Origin of the sequence: Maribacter sp. (assembly GCA_020629415.1) — a bacterium.
In the GTDB taxonomy this organism is placed as follows: Bacteria; Bacteroidota; Bacteroidia; order Flavobacteriales; family Flavobacteriaceae; genus Maribacter; species Maribacter huludaoensis.
Genome location: JAHDDL010000050.1, coordinates 1 through 23143 on the forward strand (window position 1 = coordinate 1; position 23143 = coordinate 23143).

Consider the following 23143-nt stretch of genomic DNA (forward strand, 5'->3'; position numbering starts at 1 on the left):
GGGCTTTTTTTATACCTTAAAGTCTAGGACTGCCAAAATATCCTTTCAATAATTACCGTAACGTTATCGGGTACCAAATTGGTTCAGGTTATTTATATGTCAAAAATTTAATTACTCTATAACTATCAAAGAAGACTCTTGATATTGTATTTGAAAGCTTTTGACTTAGGTTAAAGTTAATTTCAACATTACGGTAGTAAAAATGAGAATAAGAAATTCTCTAAAAGGTTAAGGGTAATAGTATAATATATTTCGTAGTTAAGTACACTACATAAAATATCAATCATACACTGTTAACAATAATCGTTTCTAATGAAAATTTTTAGATTAAGTGGTTACAGAGTTTGTTATGATATCTTTCACAATTATTTTAGCATGTATTCTTGAGTTTTCTATAAACCATTTATGGGTTTCCATACCACCACATATCACCCCGGCCAAGTATAGCCCAGACACGTTAGTTTCCATGGTTTCTGGATTGTATTCAGGGAGCTTTTTATCATCTTCACTAATATTTACGCCTAATTTCTCTAAGAAACTAAAATTTGGTCTATATCCGATAAGCGCTAAAACAAAATCATTTTCAATTTCTTCCTCGCCCGTATCAGTGTTCAAAATGATACTATTTTTGGTAATGGCTTTAACCGTTGTGTTGAAATAGGCTTTAATACTTCCTTCCTCTATACGATTAATGATATCTGGTCTTACCCAATATTTTACACGTTGACCAACTTCTGGACCTCTAATGATCAGTGTAACTTCGGCACCTTTTCTGTAACATTCCAAGGCAGCATCAATTGCAGAATTGCTTGCCCCTATAACTGCAACTTTTTGCCCGGCATAATAATGTGGATTATCGTAATAATGAACAACCTTTTTTAAGTCTTCTCCCGGTACATTCAGTAAGTTGGGCAAGTCATAGAAACCGGTTGCTACCACAATTTGCTTTGATGTGTATGTATTTTTGTTGGATGTGACAGTAAATGTTTCTCCTTTTTTTTGGACGTTCTCAACCTTTTCGAACAAATTTATATGCAATTTATTTGAAGTAACAATTCGTCTGTAATATTCTAATGCCTCGTCTCTTTTAGGTTTGGCTTCTTTACTGATAAATGGTATTTCATCTATCTCCAATTTTTCCGATGAAGAAAAAAATTGCATATTGCTAGGGTAGTGGAAAAGGGAATTTACAATAGGTCCTTTTTCAATGATCAGATAAGAAAGTCCGTTTTTTTTAGCCTCTAATCCGCATGCTATACCAATTGGTCCTCCGCCAACGATGACAATATCAAATTCAGTTTTCATCCCTTTAAATCTTTAATAGTAGTTGTTGGGTCTTCGCTTTTAAAAACAAAACTACCAGCAACCAAAATATCTGCGCCGGCATCAATTAATTTTTTAGAGTTGGCTGTAGTAACACCACCATCAATTTCAATCAAAGCAGACGAATTTTTTCTGGTAATCATTGCCTTTGCAACTTTTATTTTATCATAGGTGTTTTCAATGAACGATTGTCCACCAAAGCCAGGGTTAACGCTCATGATCAAAACCACATCAATATCTTGAATAATATCCTCTAAAAGAGATACGTTGGTATGCGGATTTAACGCAACACCTGCTTTCATGCCCAAAGCTTTCATGGCTTGTATAGTTCTGTGTAAATGAGTGCAGGCTTCATAATGAACGGTTAGAATATGCGCTCCAAGTTTGGCAAATTCTTCCAAATACCTATCTGGGTCAACAATCATTAAATGCACATCTAAAGGAATTGTAGCATGTTTTTGAATAGCTTTAACTACGGGCATACCATAAGATATGTTTGGAACAAAAACGCCGTCCATGACATCTATATGGTGATACGTTGCTTCACTGGCGTTCACCATTTCTACATCGCGTTGTAAATTACCAAAATCTGCAGCTAAAAGAGATGGCGCTATGCTTGCCTTTTTCATTTTATAAAACCTTTATTGTTCGGTACAAAAATACGGATTTGTAATTCGTTCTACAGTGGTTTTAGATTTGCTTTAACTACGATCAATCAATTGCCTTGCCGCCATTTTTTATGAGAATAGGATTTACCTTTGACTTGTATTTGTTAAAAATTCCGTTCAATTTGTTCAGCTCAATAGTGAGTTCTGCCGATAACTCTTCATACACTTTGTAAGCACCGTTTGTTGGTCTTGCTTCTCCAGATTCTACACTTCGGCGTAAAGATGCCAATCTGTTGTTGAGTTTAATTGGGAAGTTCAAAGGATCTTGACCTGATTGATTTTTAACTTGGTAAAGAGCTTCTTCAACTTCAGTGATCTCACCAAGAAATGGCGTTACGATCGTTTCATAGTCGGTAGTTTCAATTTTTTCTTTAGCATCCTGAAGCTGCTTTTTGATATCACGTATTTTGATTACCGTTTCATTAGCAGCAGAAGTTTTTTCCATAATTTTATTGGAAAGCTCAAATTGCTCATCCAAATCTTCTTTTGTAATACCTTTTAGATTTGGGTCCATTTCTATATTGAACGAATAGGTTTGCTCATAATTTCCGGACTTCATTTTAACTTTGTAAGAACCTATGGGGGCTTTTGGACCTCTGGCAGGTCTTGCGCTCCAAATAATCATTCCGTCAAATGTTGTAGCTCCTGTGTATCTCATATCCCAGGTGAACGTGTTTATCCCTTTTGCGGTGGTTGGCTTTGTAGAGCCTCCTTTTAGCCAATAGGGTAAATTAGGGTCTACTTCATATTTTGGTTTGCTACCGGTAAAGGTGTTGATCAATTTGTCATTTGCGTCGAAAATTTCAAAGGTGATGGTATCTTTTTCTTCTTTAAGATAATACTGAATAGAAGCATCTGTGACACCTCTAATAGCGTTGGTAGGTTTAAAAAGAATAGCTTCTTGTTCAACCATTTCTGGGGAATACTGTCTTAGCGGTTGAATATCATCTAAAATCCAGAAGCCTCTTCCGTGAGTACCAAGAACAACATCATAGTCTTTAACTACCAAATCTCTTACCGGTGTATCTGGTAATTTAAGTTGAAGGCTTTGCCAAAGTTCGCCATCGTTCATAGAGAAATATACGCCATGTTCCGTAGCTAAAAATAAAAGTCCCTCCCTTACTGGATCTTCACGAACAGCTCTTACAAAATGCCCGTCTGCAATACCATTAATAATTTTAGTCCAAGTTTTACCATAATCATGGGTTTTAAATACATAGGGTTGCCTGTCGTCTACTTGGTATCTATTGGCGGCTACGTAAAGCGTACCAGGATTGTGAAGAGATTCGTCAATAATACTTACCCTTGAAAATTTAGGTAATTCTTTTGGTGTAATATCTGACCAATTTTTGCCACCGTCTCTTGTAATATGTATTTTTCCATCATCTGATCCTGCCCATATGGTATTAATGTCATGATTAGATGGGGCAAGTGCAAATACGGTTGCGTAAATTTCAGGACCGTTCATATCCATGGTAATGATACCTCCGGTCTTTCCTAAAGTAGATGGGTCTGCATAGGTAAGATCAGGACTTATTTTTTCCCAAGATTGACCATCATCGGTAGTTTTCCAAACATGTTGGGAGCAGGTATACATTACGTTTTCATCTTGTGGTGCAAACATAATAGGGAAGGTCCATTGCCAACGTTCTGGCAAAGCGCTTGCCGGTTCACCAGAGAAAAACCGTGGATACACCTGTATATCCCTAGATTGGCCGTTACTACGATCATACCTAGTTAGGAGTGCGCCTTGGCTACCTGCATAAAATATATCCAAGTTGGTAGGGTGTTGGGTAATCCACCCGCTTTCGCCGCCACCTACGGCATATGCCCAACCATCCCCTTGACCTCTTGCCTGCATATGGCCCCAGCCATCACTTGGTACGGCAATGGTACTATTATCTTGTTGAGCACCAGCCACATGGTAAGGTACATCGTTTGTGGTCATTACATGATATAACTGTGTTGTGGTGTAATCTTCCTCTGTCCATGATTTACCACCGTTGATACTTACCACGCCACCGCCGTCGTTTGAAGAGATCATTCTGTTAGGATCGTTAGGGTCTATCCAAAGATCATGATTGTCACCATGTGGAACTTTAATTTCAGTATCAAAAGTTACCCCACCATCCGTAGACTTCCAAAAATCAACATTTAGTCCGTATACGGTTTCTTTATCAACAGGGTCGGCGTAAATTCTAGAATAGTAAAATGCGCGTTGTCTTAGTTTTCTTTCGTCATTGGTTTTGGTCCATGTTTTACCGGCATCGTCAGATCTAAAAACACCACCTTCATTAGCTTCTACAATGGCCCATACACGGTTAGAATCTGCAGGGGATACCGTTATACCAATTTTACCTAACGGTCCTGTGGGCATACCTGGGTTATTAGACAGATCACTCCAGGTTTCTCCGCCATCGGTAGATTTCCATAGTTTACAATCCGGGCCACCGCCCCACATCTTCCAAGCTTTACGTTGCACTTGCCAAGTGCTGGCGTATAAAACATTTGGGTTGTTACTGTCTATAATTAAATCTACAGCACCCGCCTTATCGCTAACATATAAAGTTTTCTTCCATGTTTTTCCACCATCAATACTTTTAAAAACGCCCCTTTCTTCATTGTCGCCATAGGGATGGCCCAATGCCGCTACATAAACAATATTCTCATTTGTAGGGTGAATTCTGATTCTTGAAACAGCTTGGGTTTCTTCAAGACCTAAGTGTTCCCAAGTTTTACCGGCATCAGTAGATTTGTAAACACCATCACCTTGAGTAATACTTCCGCGCAATTGAACTTCTCCCATGCCTATATAAACAATATCTGGGTTGGTTTCGGCAACTGCAACCGCACCTACGGAAGAGCTGGTTATTTGCCCATCCGTAACCGGTTCCCATTCATTACCAGCATCAGTGGTTTTCCATAATCCGCCGCCCGTTGCTCCAAAATAATACTCATTAGGTCTGCTAGGGCTCCCCGTAGAACCAAGTGATCGACCTCCACGTACAGGACCAATATTTCGCCATTCCAAATTTTCATAGAAAGCTTTGTCGATTACAACATCTTGAGTATTATTTTTTGCTTTCTTTTTCTGCGCAAATACAGTAGAGGTAAAGGAAAAAAATAGAAGGACAACAATTGCCGAAATTTTCGAGTTCATAAGAGTCTTTGTTTGGTGGGTAAATTGAATAATTGGTTGCTTGAAAATAAGCATTTAATCTGCGAATAATTAGGGAAAGGAAGATTTTAACGACTTGTCAATCCTATTAATGCGATAAGCGATTATTACGCCGTTTTGCTTTAGAATATTCTAAAAATGAAGTGCTTATTTTATCAAATGTATATGCAAGGAGTATGATGCAATTTTAATAAAAACAGCTCTGAAAAGTAAAGTCAAACGGGCTTTAGTTGATTTGTCTTAAACCTTCATAAATGGAAATAGCAACAGCATTTGCCAAATTAAGACTTCTAATATGTGTACTGTATAATGGTATCTTAACCGCGTTTTCTTGATGTTTGTTTAATAAGGTCTTAGGTAGCCCAACAGATTCTTTTCCAAAAACTAAGAACATGTCATCTTCAAAATCAATTTCCCAATGATTTTTGGTTGCGGTAGCAGAGAAGAAAATCATTTTTTTGTCATCATGTTCTTTAAAAAATGCATCTACGTTTTCATACATGACTACATTAAGATGTTGCCAATAATCTAGCCCCGCTCTTTTTAATCTTTTATCGCTTAGCTCAAAACCAAAAGGTTTAACCAAATGCAAGGTAGAACCGGTGCCAAGTGCCAATCTGCCAATGTTACCGGTGTTGTTAGGAATTTCAGGTTCTATAAGTACAATATGAAAGCCCATTATTTTTTAAAAGATTGTAAGTATAAATGTTCTACTTTTTCTCTGGCCCATGGAGTTCTACGTAAAAACTTTAAACTTGATTTTATAGAAGGGTTACTTTTAAAACAATTGATATTTACATGTCCTGCTAAATCTTCCCAAGAGTATTTCTCTGTAAGTTCTTCTAAAATGGTCACGAGCTTTACACCGTGAAGTGGGTTGTTGGGCTGAGAATCTGAACTCATATGATTGGATTATATTATAAATAGTACTCATTTTTGAAAGGCAACGTACATGGAAAGTGCAGGAACCTGAATGTTATCTTTTACTAAATGTAAACCTTCAAAGTCAAAGGTACTACCTGAAACGGCTTTATGCCAAACGCCTTCAATTTTATAATCTATTTTTTTGTTTGATGCGTTATAAATGACCAGTATTTTCTGCCAATTGTCATTGTTTGCATTCTGATCTATAATGAAAGAAACAAGGCTATCATTGGTATGTTGGAATTTTACTTTTTCGCGAACTTCGTTTGCATTGGAAATATAAAATGCAGGATGCTCTTTTCGTAAGCGAATTAAATTTTTGTAGTATTTGAACACTTTATGATACTCAATTTTCCAATTCCAATTGATTTGATTAATGCTATCTGGCAGGTTATAGGAATTATGTTCCCCATTTTTAGTACGTAGCATATCTACACCGGCATGTAGAAACGGAGTGCCTTGTGAGGTCAGTACAATGGCATTCGCTAGTTTATCTATTGCTATTAACGTTTCTACATCAGCATCTGGTCTTGAAATTTTCAGTTTGTCAAAAAGTGTGTGGTTGTCATGGCAAGAGACATAATTTATAGATTGCCAAGGTTCATTGGTCCAAGGGGTATTGGAATAATTAACACTATCGTAGTTGACATCAGGATGCTGAATAGCTCCTACAATTCCAAATTTTATAGACTCTTGTTTATTCTTGGCACCACTTACAAAACCTAAACTCTGGTCATCAAAAACAGACCCTTTTAGTCCATCACGCAAATCGTCATTAAAAGCTGCAATTTTTGGTAATTGTTGCATGTGTTTTTTAAGGGCACGCTTTTCTTCCGGTAAAGGAGAATCTCCTGCGGTCCACCCTTCACCGTAAAGTAATGCATCAGGGTTTAATTTTAGAACGGCATCTGCAATATTATTCATGGTCTCAATGTCATGAATGCCCATTAAATCGAACCTAAAACCATCAATATGATATTCTTTGGTCCAATAGGTGACAGATTCTATCATGAATTTGCGCATCATACTACGTTCAGAAGCAGTTTCATTACCGCAGGCAGCGGCATCTGAATAAGATCCGTCTTGCCAATGTCTGTAATAATAACCGGGAACTTCAAGATTAAAATTAGAAGTATCGGTTCTGCCCGTATGGTTGTAAACAACGTCCATAATTACACCTATGCCATTGTCATGGAAAGATTTGATCATTTGTTTAAATTCCTTAATACGTACTTCCGCATTAAATGGATCTGTTGAAAAGGAACCTTCTGGAACGTTATAATTATTTGGGTCATATCCCCAATTAAATTGTGGAGAATCTAAATTTGTTTCATCAATAGAATAGTGATCAAAAGAGGGTAAAAGATGCACATGTGTAATACCCAGTTCCTTTAAATGGTCAATACCTGTGGATACATTATTATTTGCAGTAGTACCTTTTTCAGTTAACCCTAAATATTTACCCGGATAGAATGAACCAGATTGTGCGTGTATGGTCATATCACGTACATGTAGCTCATAAATAATGGCTTCATTTGGTTGTTTTAACAGGGGAGCACAATCATTGTGCCACCCAATAGGATTAGTGGATTCCATATTTATCACCATGGCTCTATTGCCGTTAACACCTACTGCTTTTGCATATATACCGGGAGTTTCATCTAACCATTTATTGTTGTTTTTGACTTGGTAAGTGTAGTATGTTCCATTCAAATCTCCTTGAATTGCTATGTGCCATACACCAGTGGTTGACTTTTTAAGGGAATATATCTCAAAAGCTTCCACATCATTACCTTTTTTAAATAATCTTAATACTACTTCTTCTGCGTTTGGGGACCATAGTTTAAATGAAGTGGAATTTTTACCATAGGCAACCCAGAGATTTTCCTCAACGGGCGTAGGGAAGTCATAAAATTCTTTGGTTTTATCAGATATTTTACACGAATTAAACAATAGTAGAATTATAAAAATTAGTAATATGTGCCTCATTAGCATGGTGTAAGCTTCTAAGATAGTTAAGAATCTTATAAGGGGTAATTTTTAGTAGGTGAATTATGAAACTATTATAAATGAAAAAACTCCGGTAATCAGCCGGAGTTTATTCATCAATCAAAAAACGAACAGTCATGATAAACTGTTGTTACCGTTAAAATTACAATTAATATGCCATATTACCAATTTGAGGAATATTTAACATGTAATTTTTATAGCTTTAACGCTAAGGATTTTTAACCCAAATACGTTTTTAATATTTTACTTCTAGACGTATGCTTTAATCGTCTGATCGCTTTTTCTTTAATTTGACGAACTCTTTCTCTAGTAAGGTCAAAAGTTTCACCAATTTCTTCTAAAGTCATGGAATGCTGATTAGCAAGACCAAAATACAAACGAATAACATCAGCTTCACGTGGTGTCAATGTTTCTAAAGCACGCTCAATTTCTGTACGTAAAGACTCATGTAACAATTCTCTATCTGGGTTTGGAGACTCACCACTACGAAGTACATCGTAAAGGTTAGAATCTTCACCATCAATTAGAGGAGCATCCATAGATACGTGTCTACCTGAGTTTTTTAATGATTGTTTTACATCATCAACGGTCATATCCAACTCTTTTGCAATTTCTTCTGGAGAAGGCATTCTTTCATGCGCTTGCTCTAGAAAGGCAAAAGTTTTGTTGATCTTATTGATAGAACCAATTTTGTTCAATGGCAAACGAACGATACGAGATTGTTCTGCCAAAGCTTGTAATATAGATTGACGGATCCACCATACGGCGTAGGAGATAAATTTAAATCCCCGCGTTTCGTCAAAACGCTGTGCAGCTTTGATTAGACCAAGGTTTCCCTCGTTAATCAAATCCGGTAAAGTAAGTCCTTGGTTTTGGTACTGCTTGGCAACTGACACCACGAATCTGAGGTTGGCTTTGGTAAGTTTTTCAAGAGCGATCTGGTCGCCTGCCTTGATGCGTTGTGCCAACTCTACTTCTTCATCAGCGGTAATCAAGTCCACTTTTCCAATTTCTTGTAAGTACTTGTCCAAAGATGCGGTCTCTCTATTGGTGACCTGTTTTGTAATCTTAAGCTGTCTCATTAAAATAAATTAAGTTCAATTTGCATAGACTGCATATACTTATACGTAAAAATCTTCCGAATGTTACAATTCAATAAAAAAAAGTTCATTTTTCCGTTGAACTACATAAAAAAAGCCTCAACTAATTAGTCGAGGCTTTAAGAATAAACTTACAAAGAGTTAATCTCTTCTTGGTTTTCTATCGCGATTACGATCGTTTCCACGACGATCGTCTCTACGTTTATCATCACGTGGCGGTCTTTCAACAAAGCCTTCCGGTTTTGGTAAAAGTGCTTTACGAGATACTTTCTCTTTACGGGTACGTTTGTCTATACCAAAGTATTTAACATCGAATACGTCACCCATGTTCACAACATCGGTTACATTTTCTGTACGTTCCCATGCCAATTCAGATACATGTAACAATACTTCATTACCTGGCGCGTCTGTATATTCTACAACAGCACCAAAGTCCAACATTTTAATAACCTTTACTTCGTAAACGCTACCAACTTCTGGCTTAAATAATAAAGAATCTATTTTTGCCATAACAGCATCAATACCTTTGCTACCAACACCTAATACTTCAACAATACCTTCTTCTGTAACAGGGTCTTCATTAATAACGATTGTAGTCTCGGTTTCTTTTTGTAATTCCTGAATTACTTTTCCACCAGGACCGATCAATGCTCCAATAAACTCATTAGGTATACGTCTAGTAACCATTGTAGGTGCGTGATCCTTAACCTCTGCATTTGGTGTTTCAATAGTTTCGGTAATTTTACCTAAAATGTGTAAACGACCGTCACGAGCTTGTTTTAAAGCGTTTACAAGAATTTCATAAGACAATCCTTTTACTTTAATATCCATTTGGCAAGCGGTAATACCATCTGCAGTACCGGTTACTTTAAAGTCCATATCACCTAAGTGATCTTCATCACCTAAGATATCGGAAAGAACAGCGTATTTTCCAGATTCAGTATCTGTAATCAATCCCATTGCAATACCTGAAACAGGTTTTTTCAATTGAACACCGGCATCCATCATTGCCATGGTACCAGCACAAACAGTAGCCATAGAAGAAGAACCGTTAGATTCTAAAATTTCAGATACTACACGTACTGTGTAAGGACAATCTTCAGGAACCATTCCTTTTAATGCACGTTGAGCCAAGTTACCGTGACCAACTTCTCTACGAGATGTTCCACGAATAGGTCTTGCTTCACCTGTTGAAAAAGGAGGGAAGTTATAGTGTAAATAGAAACGCTCTTCACCTTCGTAAGATGGCATGTCTATTTGGTTTGCTTCTCTACTTGTACCTAAGGTAACCGTAGCTAAAGCTTGAGTTTCTCCACGTGTGAAAATAGATGATCCATGAGTAGAAGGTAAATAGTTTACCTCACACCAAATAGGTCTAATTTCATCTGTCTTACGACCATCTAAACGCAAACCTTCATTCAATGTCAAATCTCTAACAGCGGCTTTTTCAGCTTTGCTGTAGTATTTAGAAATTAATCCGCCGAAATCTGCTTGCTCTTCTTCAGAAAAAGAAGCGATAATTTCTTCCTTGATTTCACCAAATGCAGCACTACGTTCATGTTTGGCAGAACCTGCTTGTGCAACAGCATAAACTTTATCATATGCCATGTCGTGAATTTTCTGAGCTAAATCAGCATCTTCTCTTTCTGGCTCGTACTCACGTGTTTCTTTTTTACCAAAAGCTTCTGCTAATTTAACTTGGGCAGCACACTGTACTTTAATGGCTTCATGAGCAAACTTAATTGCTTCGGTCATTTCTTCTTCAGAAATCTCATCCATTTCACCTTCAACCATCATCACAGAATCTGCAGAAGCACCGATCATCATATCAATGTCAGATTCTAATAATTGAGCTCTAGTTGGGTTAATGATGAATTCACCGTTTACACGACCAACTCTAGCTTCAGAAATTGGACATTCAAAAGGGAAATCTGATAATTGAATAGCTGCAGAAGCTGCTAAACCTGCCATAGCATCTGGCATAACGTCTTCGTCATGAGACATTAATTGAATCATCACTTGGGTTTCAGAGTGATAATCTTTTGGGAATAATGGACGTAGTACACGATCCACTAAACGCATGGTCAATACTTCACCGTCACTTGGTCTTGCTTCTCTTTTAAAGAAACCACCTGGGTAGCGACCCGCAGCGGCAAATTTTTCACGATAATCTACCGTTAGTGGAAGAAAGTCCACATCACTTTGTTTGTAGTTGGAAACAACTGTACATAATAACATACATTTTCCTGATTGTACAACAACAGAACCGTGTGCCTGTTTTGCCAATTTTCCGGTTTCGATAGAAATTTCTCTACCATCCCCAAGGTCAATGACCTCTTTAAATACTTTTGGAATCATAAAATTCGATTAAAACCTGCTCATGCAGATTTGTTAAACAATGGTCTTTCCGACTGAAATTTTCTCTGGTCGGAGTTGTTGTGTTGTTGTGTTGACCAATGAAAAACCGTGTGTAGCTTTTTGTTTGCCTTTGCCAAAATACTTGGCTTTAACTCCTAAGGCATGGAGTACTTAAAAAAAAGGGGATAGTAAACTATCCCCTTTTTAAAAATTATTTTCTAATACCTAGCTCTTTAATAAGCTCTCTGTATTTTACAATGTCATTTTTAATCATGTAATCTAAAAGACTTCTTCTTTTACCCACCAATTTTACAAGTGAACGCTCAGTGTTGTAATCTTTGTGATTCTTTTTCAAGTGACCGGTCAAGTGGTTGATTCTGTGTGTGAACAAAGCAATTTGTCCTTCTGTAGAGCCAGTGTTTTCTGCACTACCGCCGTATTTTTTAAAAATTTCGGCTTTTACTTCTTTTGATAAATACATTCCAATATTGTTTTAAATGATTTTTATGTATGTGATTGTTTTTCAATCAGGGCGCAAATATACAATTAATATTGAAATGTGCGGCATGTTTATAATCAAAAATGCTCACCAAATCAATTGATGTGGCGAGCATTTTATAATTTACCGAAATATATTAATGAAAGCGTTTCTTCATTACTACACTAAGCAGAAGCTTTTTCTGCCCTCACAGGGTTATTTTGTATTAAATCTATGTATAGATTTACTTTTCTTTTTAAATCTCTTCTATGTGAAATGAAATCTAAGAAGCCGTGTTCCAATAAAAATTCTGAAGATTGAAAACCTTCAGGTAAATCTTTACCTGTAGTATCCTTTACAATTCTTGGACCTGCAAAACCAATAAGTGCTCCTGGCTCTGCAATATTGATATCACCTAGCATAGCATAAGATGCAGTTGTACCACCCGTTGTTGGGTCTGTACATAAAGAAATGTATGGTAAACCAGCTTCAGATAATTGAGCCAATTTAGCAGATGTCTTTGCTAATTGCATTAATGATAGGGCAGCTTCCATCATACGAGCACCACCAGATTTAGAAATCATCATAAAAGGCACTTTTTTCTTAATGGCGTGATCTATACCGCGGGCAATTTTCTCACCTACAACACTACCCATTGAGCCTCCTATAAATTTAAAATCCATACAGCAAATAACAATGTCTTTGCCATAAGACTTGCCAAAGCCTGTTCTAACAGCATCTTTCAATCCTGTTTTTTTCTGAGCTGCTTTTAAACGCTCACTATATTTCTTGGTGTCTTCGAATTTTAAAGGGTCTTTGGAAGAAAGTTTTTCGTCAAGTTCCGTGAACTTATTATCGTCAAAAAGAATTTCAAAATATTCCTTGCTTCCAATTCTTACATGATAATCATCTTCTGGACTTACATAAAAGTTTTTTGCAAGATCGTCTGACTCAACAATTTTACCTGTAGGCGATTTGTACCACAAGCCTTTTGGTGTGTCTTTCTTTTCTTCGGTAGAGGTTTGTATACCTTTTTCTTTTCTTTTAAACCAAGCCGTCATATCATCCATTTTATGGTTATCCTATACGATTATAACGTATTAACGTTATTTAAATCTTCAAATGCTTTTTTCAATCTTTCGATAAAGGATATTTCTCCTTTTCTTAACCAAACTCTTGGGTCATAGAACTTTTTGTTTGGTTCGTCCGCTCCTTTAGGGTTACCTATTTGAGATTGTAAATACTCCTTGTTCTCCTGCACATAGTCACGAACACCAGATAAGAATGCGTATTGTAAATCTGTATCAATGTTCATTTTAATAACACCGTAGCTAATACCTTCTCTAATTTCTTCAACAGTAGAACCAGATCCACCGTGGAATACAAAATCAATATGGTTATGTTCTACACCGTATTTTTCTGAAATATATTCTTGAGAATTTTTAAGGATTTTTGGGGTCAATTTTACGTTACCAGGTTTGTATACCCCGTGAACATTACCAAAAGCAGCGGCAATTGTAAATCTAGGGCTAACTTTAGAAAGCTCTTCATAAGCATACGCTACTTCTTCTGGTTGTGTATATAGTTTGGAATCATCTACATCAGAATTATCTACACCATCTTCTTCACCACCTGTAATACCTAATTCGATCTCTAAGGTCATGTTCATTTTGCTCATGCGCTCCAGATAACCTTTGCATATTTCAATGTTCTCTTCTAAAGGCTCTTCAGAAAGATCGATCATATGGGAGCTGAACAATGATTTACCGGTTTCGGCAAAATGTTTTTCACTGGCATCTAAAAGTCCGTCGATCCAAGGTAAAAGTTTTTTAGCACAATGATCTGTATGTAAAATTACCGTAGCACCGTAAGCTTCTGCTAATTGGTGTACATGTTTGGCACCTGCAACAGCCCCTAAGATAGCAGCTTGTTGCCCATCATTAGAAAGCCCTTTACCGGCATTGAACTGGGCTCCGCCATTTGAAAATTGTATAATTACGGGAGCGTTTAAGCTAGCTGCAGTTTCTAGAACACCATTAATAGTGTCAGAACCTATTACGTTTACTGCAGGTAATGCAAATCCTTTTTCTTTTGCGTAGTTGAAGATTTCTTGAACTTCATCTCCGGTTGCAACTCCCGGTTTAATGTTGTGAGCCATAGTTATGTTGTTGTTTGTTTCTTAAAAAAATGAAAAACAAAAGTAATAAAACAATTATATTTAAAAGGGATAGTTTATGCCTATTTGTAATACTGAATTTGCAAAATTGTAATCTCTAAACCATCTTTTTGATTGAATTTCAGCAGGATTGTAAGTTTTAAAACCTAGGTCTAATCGAAATAGGAAGTAGGTGAAATCATATCTAAGTCCTAGTCCGGTGCCTAGTGCAATGTCCTTTAAAGATGCAATTCCGTCAAAAGTTGCATTTGGGTCTTCAACATTATCAAGAACGTTCCAAATATTTCCTGCGTCGGCAAAAATAGCACCGTTAATATCGCCAGCAACAGGAAATCTATATTCTAGGTTAAAAGCCAGTTTTAAGTTTGCTTCATTGAAGTCATTAATTGCAGAAGTGCTTCCCGGACCCAATGAATAAGGGAACCAAGCTCTGTTGTCATTTGATCCGCCTCCAAAATAACTACGAACAAAGGGGATGTTGTCAGAGTTGCCATAGGGAATAGCGATACCGAAAAATGCTCTTGCGGCCAGGACGTTAGCTCGTTTTAAATCCCAGTACTTCACATACTCAAACTCATTTTTTATGTATTGTGAGAAGGGAACACCAAATACCAATAACTGTTCATCGTCATTTTTATTGAATGGAATTACAGATGAAATTGCCGATAATACATTACCTGCTCCTTCCACCTTCCAGCGAAATTGGTAAAAAGAATTATCAATAGGCCCGGTTCTATTGGTCTTGTTAAATGTGTAATTGGATGCGAATATTAAATTGTTCTCGGTCAATCTAATTCGTCTTTCTTCAATGGTGTTTACATCATCAAAATCATCACTTGAAGAAGAGACATCACCATCTAAAATTGCATTTGTAAAACCACTTGTTCCTGACGGGATTATTAAATTTAATTCAGTGTCACTATCCCCAGCCTCAAAAAAATCTGTTAGTTCAGGATATAAATCTGGGTCTTCATAACCATCTGCAATATCATCTAATAACTCATAAGTGTTGGTATAAACATTGTAGAACCTTTCTTCGTTTACATTTCTGACAAATTGAATATTTAGTAATTCAACTTCATGTTTCACAAAATCACTAGGTGCCCAATTATAGCCAATAACAGCATTAAGAGTTTGTTTGTCCAAGCCTATATTGTTCTGAAAATTGGTACCTATGGCAATTCTGGTTTTGGGCAACGTGTAATTTGGGATTAATCTAGAGGTATTGATGAAAGGAAACCAGATTCTTGGAAAATCCAATGAGATATCACCACCGAATTCAGAGAAGTAATTGGCCTCAAACGTATTGCTACTTAATAGACCATAAGAGCCATTTGCGGAAATACTCAAATTTTCCGCACCTTTAAAAATATTTCGTATTAGAAGGGTAGTGCCAAGACCTAAACCTAATCTACGTAAGTTAGATCGGCTTACTTCAAAATTAGTTCCAAGGGCGTATTTGGTTTTTGGTGCTAGATATATGTTGGTGTTAACTTTGTTGCCTACAGAATCTGCCTCAAAAATTATGTTTGGGTATTTAAATACGTTGAGTGCGTTTAATTGTCTAGATGACCTTATTTTGTCTACGTCCCTGTATATACTATCTTTTTTGAAAAAAACGGCATTGGCCAAAGTTTTTGGTTTGATATCAAAATTCTTTGAATAATGAATGGTATAGTCTTGGTAGTCTATAGAATACAATGAATCTTGAGAATTTGCAGAAAGGTAGTCAGTGTAAATATTTATTTTGTTTATAGTCTCTACTTTATACGCAGAAGTCGTCACTTCGTTCTCTCCTCTGGTCTTTAGGTCACCAATGTTCAACGTAATGTTCATTTGTTGATCATTTGCCGCTTTTATAGTATCTCTTAGAATATCAAAGGTAATAGAGCTTTCTTGAAAGTTACGTATACCGCTATTTCTAAAAATACCGGTTAATCTTTCTCTTTCATTATTAAAATTACTTAAGTTGAACTGTTGTCCTTCTTTTATAAGGGACTCAGCGGAATTTAAAAAGTACAAACTGTCTATTGCCGTAGACGAGATATTGTTAGTGAGCGAATCGATCATGTATGGGTCACCAAGATCAATATGATAATTTACTTTAACTTTTTTGTGCCTGGTACTGTCAATTTCATACGTAGTATTATTTGTAAAATATCCTTTGCTTTGGTAATAGGCACTCAGTTTTGCTAGGCTTAAACGTGTTTTTGTAGTATCTAAAATTGTAGGTTCTTCGCCAATATCCTTTAGCCAATTACTAAGTCCTTTTACTATAAAAGACTCTCCTAGGCGTTCAACCTGTTTTTCTGAAAGCAGTTTATCAAGTCTTTTTTTTCTGTTCTCTTTTTTGTTTAACCAAGCGTTATATGATGAGTCTGGATTTTCTTTGGCTAGGTTATAAAGATTAAGTCTTAGGGGATAACCTAGAACGGTAGAGTTGGATTTTTGGTAGATGAGGCTTTCCAGTTCTTCATCGTTTACTTTGATAGAATCTGCGTAAACGGCGTTTTTGACCACCAAATATTCATTGTCCCCAACTTTCTTTAGCGAGTTACAGGATAACAGGACTATTGCCAGTAGGGATAATAAGCTTATTTTAGCCATGATGTTTTTGGAGCAAAGTGCCATCCTCATAGAAATCAAAAATACATTATTTGAATGGTTGTCAAAAGTGAATTGAAACTTATCAAAAGTCTACAGCAAAAAAAATGCCGAAATGAGCATAGGCTATTTGTAGTTGAAGGAAAAAAGGCTATTGAAGAAGTAGTGAATTCTGATATGAAAATATACAAGCTTTTTGCAGTTGATCCCTTAGGTCTGGAAGTAGGTAGAGAGCATGTTGAAAAAGTAACTGCTAGGGAACTTGGTCAAATGAGCAGTTTAAAGAACCCTAACGGATATCTTGGGGTGTTTTATATACCGGAACCAACTAGAAAAATAAGTTCTGATTGGGTTCTGGTACTTGATGGAGTGCAAGATCCAGGTAATTTAGGGACCATTATTAGACTTAGCGATTGGTTTGGTGTAAGTGATATTGTATGTTCTTTAGAAACGGTTGATTGTTATAATCCTAAAGTATTGCAGGCAACTATGGGTTCTATTACAAGGGTGAATATTAGGTACACGGAACTTAAAACTTTTTTGTTGGAAACAGAGTTACCTGTTTATGGCACATTTATGAACGGTGTAAGCGTAAACAAGACTAAGCTACCAGAAAAAGGAATTATGATTATGGGTAATGAAGGTAAGGGGGTATCTGGATCTGTAGCGAAATTGTGCACGGCAAGGTTGGCAATACCACAATTTGGAGGTGCTACTACAGAAAGCTTAAATGTGGCTTCTGCAACGGCAATTCTATTACACGAAATAAGAAAATAGCGCGGTTTTTTAATTGAAAATTTTTTAGCTTTTGCTAATTGCTAATTGCTAATTGCTAATTGCTAATTGCTAATTGCTAATTGCTATTCAAAAGTGAAGTTGATGAAGATGCCCCGTGTTTTTAGTGACTCAATGTTTCTGGTCCATGGGCTGTTAGGGTCATTGTCCGGCACTAGCTCATCGGTAATGGCAAAAACTCCACGAATAGATGGGGTAAATTTAAAATACTCCAGGTAGAAGTCAATTCCAAAACCAAGTTCATAATTGTATACCCATTTTTTCATTCTAAAGGTACCGGTACTGTTGTCATCAAGACTTTCTTCATTGCTCCCTAAATTGAGTCCTGTAGAAACACCGCCTAAAAGAAATGGTTTAAAATTGCCATATCTTCTAGTGCTTGCTTTTAGCAGTAACGGAAAATTAATATAAGTAGATTTAACTTCCCGTATAGCATCACGCTCATCTTCAAAACCTGGAAAACCCATTAACCTAGATCCATAATGTAACCCGGGTTCAAAGCGAACATCTAAGAATTCATTCACTCGCACCTCGCCAATTAATCCAACATTAAATCCAAAACTTTTACTGACCAAAATATCTTGGGCATTTTCTTTGTATTCAATTTTAAAATCATATTGGTTTAAACCAAGAAAATAACCCCAGTTCAAGAGTTTTTTGTCTTCGTTCTGTTTATTCAATATAGGACTTTCGTTGAATTGAGCACTGATCAAATTCGTAATCAACAACGTTAGGCTTATAAAAAACCACTTTTTCATATATCCTGGTTTGCTATTGTCATGCATCAAAAATATATTGTGGATAAATATTGCGATCAACCCTTTTTTGCAACATATATTGATGCAACCCCAAATGTTTGAGGTTTATTTGTTACATCTATAAACCCAATTTCGCGTAAAATATTGTTGAAGTTTTCGCCATGAGGAAAAACGGAAGCCGATTCGCTTAAATAGCCATATGCAGAATCATCCTTGGAAAATAATTTTCCAATTAAGGGAAGAATGTTTTTGGTATAAAAATTATAGCCTTGTTTGTACGGTGTTTTTGTAGGTACAGAGGTTTCTAATACCACCAAAGTTCCTTTAGGTTTCAATACACGTAGAATTTCTGCCATCCCGGTATTTAGGGTTTCAAAATTTCTAACGCCAAAAGATACCGTTACCGCATCAAAAGAATTGTCGTCAAATGTAAGTTTTTCACTATCGCCTACCACCATTTCAATAGTACTGTCAAGCTTTTTGTCGCTCACTTTTTCTTTGCCAACAGCTAGCATGCCGGGGGAGATGTCTAGACCTACAATTTTTTCTGCGCCAGTTTTGACAAGGGCAATGGCTAAATCTCCAGTACCTGTTGCAATATCCAATATAGATCGGGGTTGTTCTTTTTTTAAAATTTCAACCACTTTCCTGCGCCATTTAATATCAATTCCAAAAGAAATTACACGATTTAAGCCGTCGTAATTTTTAGAAATAGTATCGAACATTTGAGTAACCTGCTCTTTTTTTCCTAAATCGGAGTTTTTATATGGAGTGACTTTTTGGGGCATTTTATTGCAATTTTTTTGACAAATATACAATATAGCTAATGCTTAATTCCATTTTAACTACTTAGGTTACTAATTGATGGGTTAAAGAATTGAAAATAAAGATTAAACTAATTTAATTATGTAATTTTGTGCCTTAATAAATGCTATTGTTTTTCAAGACTACTTTTAAGTATACATAATAGTTAAGAGTAAAAATTTGTGCTTGATTTTTAGCGCTCTAATAAAATAAATGAAGATTATAATTGCTGGTGCTGGAGAAGTAGGCTTTCATTTAGCCAAATTACTCTCTTATGAGTCACAAGATATTACCTTGATCGATTCTAAAAAAGAAAGTCTTGCGTATGCGGATAATCATCTAGATATACGAGTTTTAAAAGGTGATGCAACTTCTATTGCGGTATTAAATGATGCTCAAGTAAAAGATTCGGATTTGGTTATTGCGGTAACTTCTTCTGAAACTACCAATTTAACGCTTTGCATGTTGGCAAAACAATTGGGATGTAAGCGAACGATTGCAAGAATTTCAAATACCGAATTCATAAAAAATAAAGAGCTATTACGATTCTCGGATTTAGGAATTGATGAACTGATATCTCCAGAAGCTTTGGCGGCAACTGAAATACAGATGCTTCTTAATAAATCTGCTTTTAACGATACCTACGAATTTGAAGATGGTGAGTTGATAATGGTTGGTGTCTCATTACTTAAATCCGCACCTTTTGTGGGTAAGCAGGTAAAGGAGGCGGCAAAGATTTTTCCGGAATTGCACTTTATGCCTATTGCGTTGCAGCGAACCGGTACGCAATATACGGTAATACCTAGGGGAGATACCCTTTTTAAAGAAGGAGACCAGGTATACTTTATTACCGTAAAAAAAGGCGTTGATGAGCTTTATAAACTTACCGGGAAAAAGAAGGCAGAAATCAAGAATGTGATGATTCTTGGAGGAAGTAAAGTAGGGTACAAAACGGCTAGAGATCTTTGTGCCAATAAATTCAACGTAAAGTTGATCGAGAAGAATAAGGAGAAAGCTTTTGATTTGGCAGATGAATTGCCAAATGCATTGGTGATTAACGGAGATGGTAGAAATGTAGAATTGTTAGATGAGGAGAGTTTGGAATCTATGGATGCCTTTATTGCGGTTACCGGAAATTCGGAAACTAATATTATGTCATGCTTGGTCGCAAAATCAAAATATATAAAGAAGACTATTGCTCTGGTTGAAAATATGGACTATTTTCAGTTATCTCATTCTATAGGTATTGATACCTTGATCAATAAAAAACTTCTTGCGGCAAACAATATATTTAGACATATACGTAAAGGTGAGGTTGTTGCCTTAATGCGCTTGAACAATTTAAATGCAGAAATTTTGGAGTTTATCGTAAAAAGAAACTCTAAAGTAACGGGAACGACCATACGGGAATTGGATTTTCCAAAAGCGGCCACAATTGGTGGAGTAGTAAGAGATGGTCAAGGCCATATAGCACTTGGTGGGTTTAAAATACAGGAAGGCGATAGGGTGGTAGTTTGTTGTCTACCTTCCGAAATTCCAAAAATAGAACGAATGTTCCTTTAAGATGCGGCTAAATTTAAGAATCATAATTCACATAATGGGGCTTCTATTGCTTTGCAACGGAGGCTTTATGCTTCTAGCGGCTGTAGTAAGTGGGGTATACCAAGATGGAGCAACGTTAAGTATTGCGCTTGCATCTATAACCACCATGTTTGTTGGGGTCTTTATGATGTACTATACCAGAGGGCATAAAAAAGAAGTGAAACAGAAGGAGGGGTACATTATCGTAACTTTTGGTTGGATCGTAATGTCTATTTCCGGTATGTTGCCATATCTGTTTTCTGGTGCATTGCCCACGGTTACAAACGCTTTTTTTGAAACTATTTCAGGTTACACGACAACGGGCGCTTCCATTATGGATGATATTGAAGCAATGCCAGAGGGCATTCTTTTCTGGCGAAGCCTGACCCATTGGATCGGTGGTATGGGTATAATCGTTTTGGCTATAGCAATATTACCATTGCTAGGTATTGGTGGTATGCAATTATTTTCGGCAGAGGCTCCAGGACCTACTGGAGATAAATTGCATCCAAGAATAACAGATACGGCAAAGCGGCTATGGTTAATATATTTTGGTTATACCGTGGCAGAAACGATATTGTTGCAGGTTGCGGGTATGTCTTTCTTTGATGCTGTAAACCATGCTATGGCAACGCTGTCTACCGGAGGTTTTTCAACTAAAAATGCCAGTGTCGCTTATTATAATGACCAGCCCATTATTCAATATATCATTATATTCTTTATGTTTTTGGCCGGTAGCAACTTTGTGCTGAGCTATTTCGCATTTAAGGGCAAAGTACAGAAGGTTTTGCAAGATGAGGAATTTAGGTATTATGCCGGTTTTGTTACGGTATTTACCATAATAGTGGCTCTAGTGGTTTATTTTCAAGCAAATATCACAGAACTTACGCCAGGTTATCCTATGGTATTGGGTAAGGCGGAGAGTGCTTTTAGACATTCATTTTTTCAGATTATCTCTGTAATAACCACTACTGGTTTTGTTAGTGCCGATTTTACACAGTGGACACCTTTTTTAACCGTATTTTTCTTCGGGCTGTTCTTTTTGGGTGGTTCTGCAGGGTCTACTGCCGGTGGTATAAAAGTAATGCGACATTTATTGATTATTAAGAACGGGGTATTGGAGTTTAAGCGAACATTACATACCAATGCCATTATACCTGTACGTTATAATAACAAAACCGTTAAAGAGAAGATTGTCTATAATATCATAGGGTTCTTTGTGCTGTATATGCTGCTATTTATAATTGGTGCCCTGGTATTAGGCTTCTTAGGATTAGATTTTGAATCTGCCATAGGCGGGGCGGCATCTTCATTAGGTAACGTAGGTCCTGCTTTAGGGAGTTTAAATCCTGTAAGTAATTTTAACAGCTTGCCCGATCTTGCAAAATGGTGGTGCGGATTTTTAATGCTTGCCGGTAGGTTAGAGTTATTTACCGTACTAATTTTGTTGACTCCTTATTTTTGGAAGAGTACTTAATTGATAAAGATTAGTAGAAATAAAAAAGTCCCTTTTCTAAAGGGACTTTTTTATGAATATAGGTTGAGGTTTACTTCAGGGCTTCTTTAATTCTTGATATTGCTTCTTTGATTTCTTTTACTGACGCCGCATAAGAAATACGAATACAGTTTCCATTACCAAAAGCATCTCCCGTAACGGTAGCTACATTTGCTTCTTCCAGTATGTACATAGAAAAATCAGATGCGTTATTAATTTGCTTTCCTCTCAAGGTTTTTCCAAAGTAAGCGGTAACATCTGGGTATACATAAAATGCACCTTCTGGCTCATTACATTTAAAACCTTCAATATCATTCAATAAGCTTAAAATGAGTTTACGTCTTTCTTTAAACTCATCGACCATATACTTTATACGCTCTGGTGATTCTTCTAAAGCTGTAATAACTGCGCGTTGTGCTATACAGTTTGCACCACTGGTTACCTGGCCTTGTAATTTATTGGTAGCACGTGCAATGTACGCAGGAGCACCAATGTATCCAATTCTCCATCCGGTCATCGCAAATGCTTTGGCAACACCGTTTACAGTAACGGTACGGTCATACATATCTTCAAATTCGGCCATTGAGGCGTGTGCCGTAACACCATAATTAATGTGCTCGTAGATTTCATCGCTCACCACTATGATTTGAGGATGCTTTTGAAGTACGTCCGCCAGTGCACGTAATTCTTCTTTACTGTAAATAGACCCACTTGGGTTACAAGGAGAGCTGTACCACAACATTTTTGTTTTTGGTGTAATAGCGGCTTCCAACTGCTCAGGAGTCATTTTAAAATCATTCTCCAAAGTGGTAGGTACTTCTACTGGTACACCATCTGCCAATTTTACGATATCGCTGTAACTTACCCAGTAAGGACAAGGTAAAATTACTT

18 protein-coding genes are annotated in these 23143 nt (G+C 36.7%); 3 read left to right on the forward strand and 15 right to left on the reverse strand.

Features of this window, described 5'->3' with window-relative positions; translation table 11 throughout:
- Positions 1 to 327 precede the first annotated feature (327 nt).
- From QZ657_RS15335 to QZ657_RS15390, 12 genes are all read right to left on the reverse strand, one after another.
- Positions 328 to 1305 (reverse strand): YpdA family putative bacillithiol disulfide reductase, encoded by a 978-nt coding sequence (locus QZ657_RS15335; protein ID WP_291967990.1) that lies wholly within the window; start codon positions 1303 to 1305, stop codon positions 328 to 330.
- Complete coding sequence (rpe, locus tag QZ657_RS15340) at positions 1302 to 1952, reverse strand: ribulose-phosphate 3-epimerase (RefSeq protein WP_291967992.1); 651 nt, start codon at positions 1950 to 1952, stop codon at positions 1302 to 1304. The genes QZ657_RS15335 and rpe overlap by 4 nt, the downstream gene beginning before the upstream one ends.
- Positions 1953 to 2034: 82 nt before the next feature.
- A complete protein-coding gene (locus QZ657_RS15345) occupies positions 2035 to 5151 on the reverse strand; it encodes a WD40/YVTN/BNR-like repeat-containing protein (RefSeq protein ID WP_291967994.1) in 3117 nt (1038 codons plus the stop codon).
- Between the two features lie 244 nt (positions 5152 to 5395).
- Positions 5396 to 5848, reverse strand: coding sequence for a tRNA (cytidine(34)-2'-O)-methyltransferase (locus tag QZ657_RS15350; protein ID WP_091602181.1), 453 nt, complete (start codon positions 5846 to 5848; stop codon positions 5396 to 5398).
- A complete protein-coding gene (locus QZ657_RS15355) occupies positions 5848 to 6072 on the reverse strand; it encodes a VF530 family protein (protein ID WP_291967995.1) in 225 nt (74 codons plus the stop codon). The genes QZ657_RS15350 and QZ657_RS15355 overlap by 1 nt, the downstream gene beginning before the upstream one ends.
- Before the next feature lie 27 nt (positions 6073 to 6099).
- Positions 6100 to 8082 carry a type I pullulanase gene (pulA, locus tag QZ657_RS15360; protein ID WP_291967996.1) on the reverse strand — a complete coding sequence of 661 codons (1983 nt, stop codon included), beginning with the start codon at positions 8080 to 8082 and terminating at the stop codon, positions 6100 to 6102.
- Positions 8083 to 8321: 239 nt separating this feature from the next.
- The gene (locus QZ657_RS15365) at positions 8322 to 9185 is read right to left on the reverse strand and encodes an RNA polymerase sigma factor RpoD/SigA (RefSeq protein ID WP_036156158.1); all 864 of its coding nucleotides are present in this window, start codon (positions 9183 to 9185) and stop codon (positions 8322 to 8324) included.
- Positions 9186 to 9344: 159 nt separating this feature from the next.
- A complete protein-coding gene (locus QZ657_RS15370) occupies positions 9345 to 11561 on the reverse strand; it encodes a polyribonucleotide nucleotidyltransferase (RefSeq protein ID WP_291967997.1) in 2217 nt (738 codons plus the stop codon).
- 211 nt (positions 11562 to 11772) lie between these two features.
- Complete coding sequence (gene rpsO, locus QZ657_RS15375) at positions 11773 to 12042, reverse strand: 30S ribosomal protein S15 (RefSeq protein ID WP_058106043.1); 270 nt, start codon at positions 12040 to 12042, stop codon at positions 11773 to 11775.
- 182 nt (positions 12043 to 12224) lie between these two features.
- Positions 12225 to 13100, reverse strand: a complete 876-nt coding sequence (gene accD, locus QZ657_RS15380; protein ID WP_276473702.1) for an acetyl-CoA carboxylase, carboxyltransferase subunit beta — start codon at positions 13098 to 13100, stop codon at positions 12225 to 12227.
- 29 nt (positions 13101 to 13129) lie between these two features.
- The gene (gene fbaA, locus QZ657_RS15385) at positions 13130 to 14197 is read right to left on the reverse strand and encodes a class II fructose-bisphosphate aldolase (protein WP_276473701.1); all 1068 of its coding nucleotides are present in this window, start codon (positions 14195 to 14197) and stop codon (positions 13130 to 13132) included.
- A gap of 60 nt (positions 14198 to 14257) precedes the next feature.
- Entirely contained in the window at positions 14258 to 16822 is a 2565-nt protein-coding gene (locus QZ657_RS15390) for a BamA/TamA family outer membrane protein (protein ID WP_291967998.1), read from the reverse strand.
- Positions 16823 to 16876: 54 nt separating this feature from the next.
- On the opposite strand from QZ657_RS15390, the gene QZ657_RS15395 reads away from it, so the two are divergent.
- The gene (locus QZ657_RS15395; protein WP_291967999.1) at positions 16877 to 17596 is read left to right on the forward strand and encodes a TrmH family RNA methyltransferase; all 720 of its coding nucleotides are present in this window, start codon (positions 16877 to 16879) and stop codon (positions 17594 to 17596) included.
- 83 nt (positions 17597 to 17679) lie between these two features.
- Here QZ657_RS15395 and QZ657_RS15400 read toward each other — a convergent pair whose 3' ends face one another.
- Both QZ657_RS15400 and ubiE read right to left on the reverse strand, forming a co-directional pair.
- Positions 17680 to 18372, reverse strand: a complete 693-nt coding sequence (locus tag QZ657_RS15400; protein WP_291968000.1) for a porin family protein — start codon at positions 18370 to 18372, stop codon at positions 17680 to 17682.
- Positions 18373 to 18428: 56 nt separating this feature from the next.
- On the reverse strand, positions 18429 to 19160 hold the full coding sequence (gene ubiE / locus QZ657_RS15405; RefSeq protein WP_291963642.1) for a bifunctional demethylmenaquinone methyltransferase/2-methoxy-6-polyprenyl-1,4-benzoquinol methylase UbiE: 732 nt from the start codon (positions 19158 to 19160) through the stop codon (positions 18429 to 18431).
- Positions 19161 to 19389: 229 nt separating this feature from the next.
- On the opposite strand from ubiE, the gene trkA reads away from it, so the two are divergent.
- The gene (trkA, locus tag QZ657_RS15410) at positions 19390 to 20739 is read left to right on the forward strand and encodes a Trk system potassium transporter TrkA (RefSeq protein WP_276473696.1); all 1350 of its coding nucleotides are present in this window, start codon (positions 19390 to 19392) and stop codon (positions 20737 to 20739) included.
- Position 20740: 1 nt separating this feature from the next.
- On the forward strand, positions 20741 to 22234 hold the full coding sequence (locus tag QZ657_RS15415) for a TrkH family potassium uptake protein (RefSeq protein ID WP_291968001.1): 1494 nt from the start codon (positions 20741 to 20743) through the stop codon (positions 22232 to 22234).
- Between the two features lie 70 nt (positions 22235 to 22304).
- Here the strand turns inward: QZ657_RS15415 and QZ657_RS15420 are convergent.
- Positions 22305 to 23143, reverse strand: an 839-nt coding sequence (locus QZ657_RS15420; RefSeq protein ID WP_291968002.1) for a pyridoxal phosphate-dependent aminotransferase, incomplete at its 5' end; no start/stop codon positions are given.

Bases quoted from the DNA above. Each gene is read 5' to 3' on its own strand.
- ubiE (WP_291963642.1), bottom strand. From the start codon at position 19,160: ATGCCCCAAAAAGTCACTCCATATAAAAACTCCGATTTAGGAAAAAAA.
- QZ657_RS15390 (WP_291967998.1), bottom strand. From the start codon at position 16,822: ATGGCTAAAATAAGCTTATTATCCCTACTGGCAATAGTCCTGTTATCC.
- QZ657_RS15370 (WP_291967997.1), bottom strand. From the start codon at position 11,561: ATGATTCCAAAAGTATTTAAAGAGGTCATTGACCTTGGGGATGGTAGA.
- QZ657_RS15395 (WP_291967999.1), top strand. From the start codon at position 16,877: ATGGTTGTCAAAAGTGAATTGAAACTTATCAAAAGTCTACAGCAAAAA.
- rpsO (WP_058106043.1), bottom strand. From the start codon at position 12,042: ATGTATTTATCAAAAGAAGTAAAAGCCGAAATTTTTAAAAAATACGGC.
- QZ657_RS15400 (WP_291968000.1), bottom strand. From the start codon at position 18,372: ATGAAAAAGTGGTTTTTTATAAGCCTAACGTTGTTGATTACGAATTTG.
- QZ657_RS15345 (WP_291967994.1), bottom strand. From the start codon at position 5,151: ATGAACTCGAAAATTTCGGCAATTGTTGTCCTTCTATTTTTTTCCTTT.
- QZ657_RS15350 (WP_091602181.1), bottom strand. From the start codon at position 5,848: ATGGGCTTTCATATTGTACTTATAGAACCTGAAATTCCTAACAACACC.
- QZ657_RS15335 (WP_291967990.1), bottom strand. From the start codon at position 1,305: ATGAAAACTGAATTTGATATTGTCATCGTTGGCGGAGGACCAATTGGT.
- QZ657_RS15365 (WP_036156158.1), bottom strand. From the start codon at position 9,185: ATGAGACAGCTTAAGATTACAAAACAGGTCACCAATAGAGAGACCGCA.
- QZ657_RS15415 (WP_291968001.1), top strand. From the start codon at position 20,741: ATGCGGCTAAATTTAAGAATCATAATTCACATAATGGGGCTTCTATTG.
- rpe (WP_291967992.1), bottom strand. From the start codon at position 1,952: ATGAAAAAGGCAAGCATAGCGCCATCTCTTTTAGCTGCAGATTTTGGT.
- QZ657_RS15355 (WP_291967995.1), bottom strand. From the start codon at position 6,072: ATGAGTTCAGATTCTCAGCCCAACAACCCACTTCACGGTGTAAAGCTC.
- accD (WP_276473702.1), bottom strand. From the start codon at position 13,100: ATGACGGCTTGGTTTAAAAGAAAAGAAAAAGGTATACAAACCTCTACC.
- trkA (WP_276473696.1), top strand. From the start codon at position 19,390: ATGAAGATTATAATTGCTGGTGCTGGAGAAGTAGGCTTTCATTTAGCC.
- pulA (WP_291967996.1), bottom strand. From the start codon at position 8,082: ATGAGGCACATATTACTAATTTTTATAATTCTACTATTGTTTAATTCG.
- fbaA (WP_276473701.1), bottom strand. From the start codon at position 14,197: ATGGCTCACAACATTAAACCGGGAGTTGCAACCGGAGATGAAGTTCAA.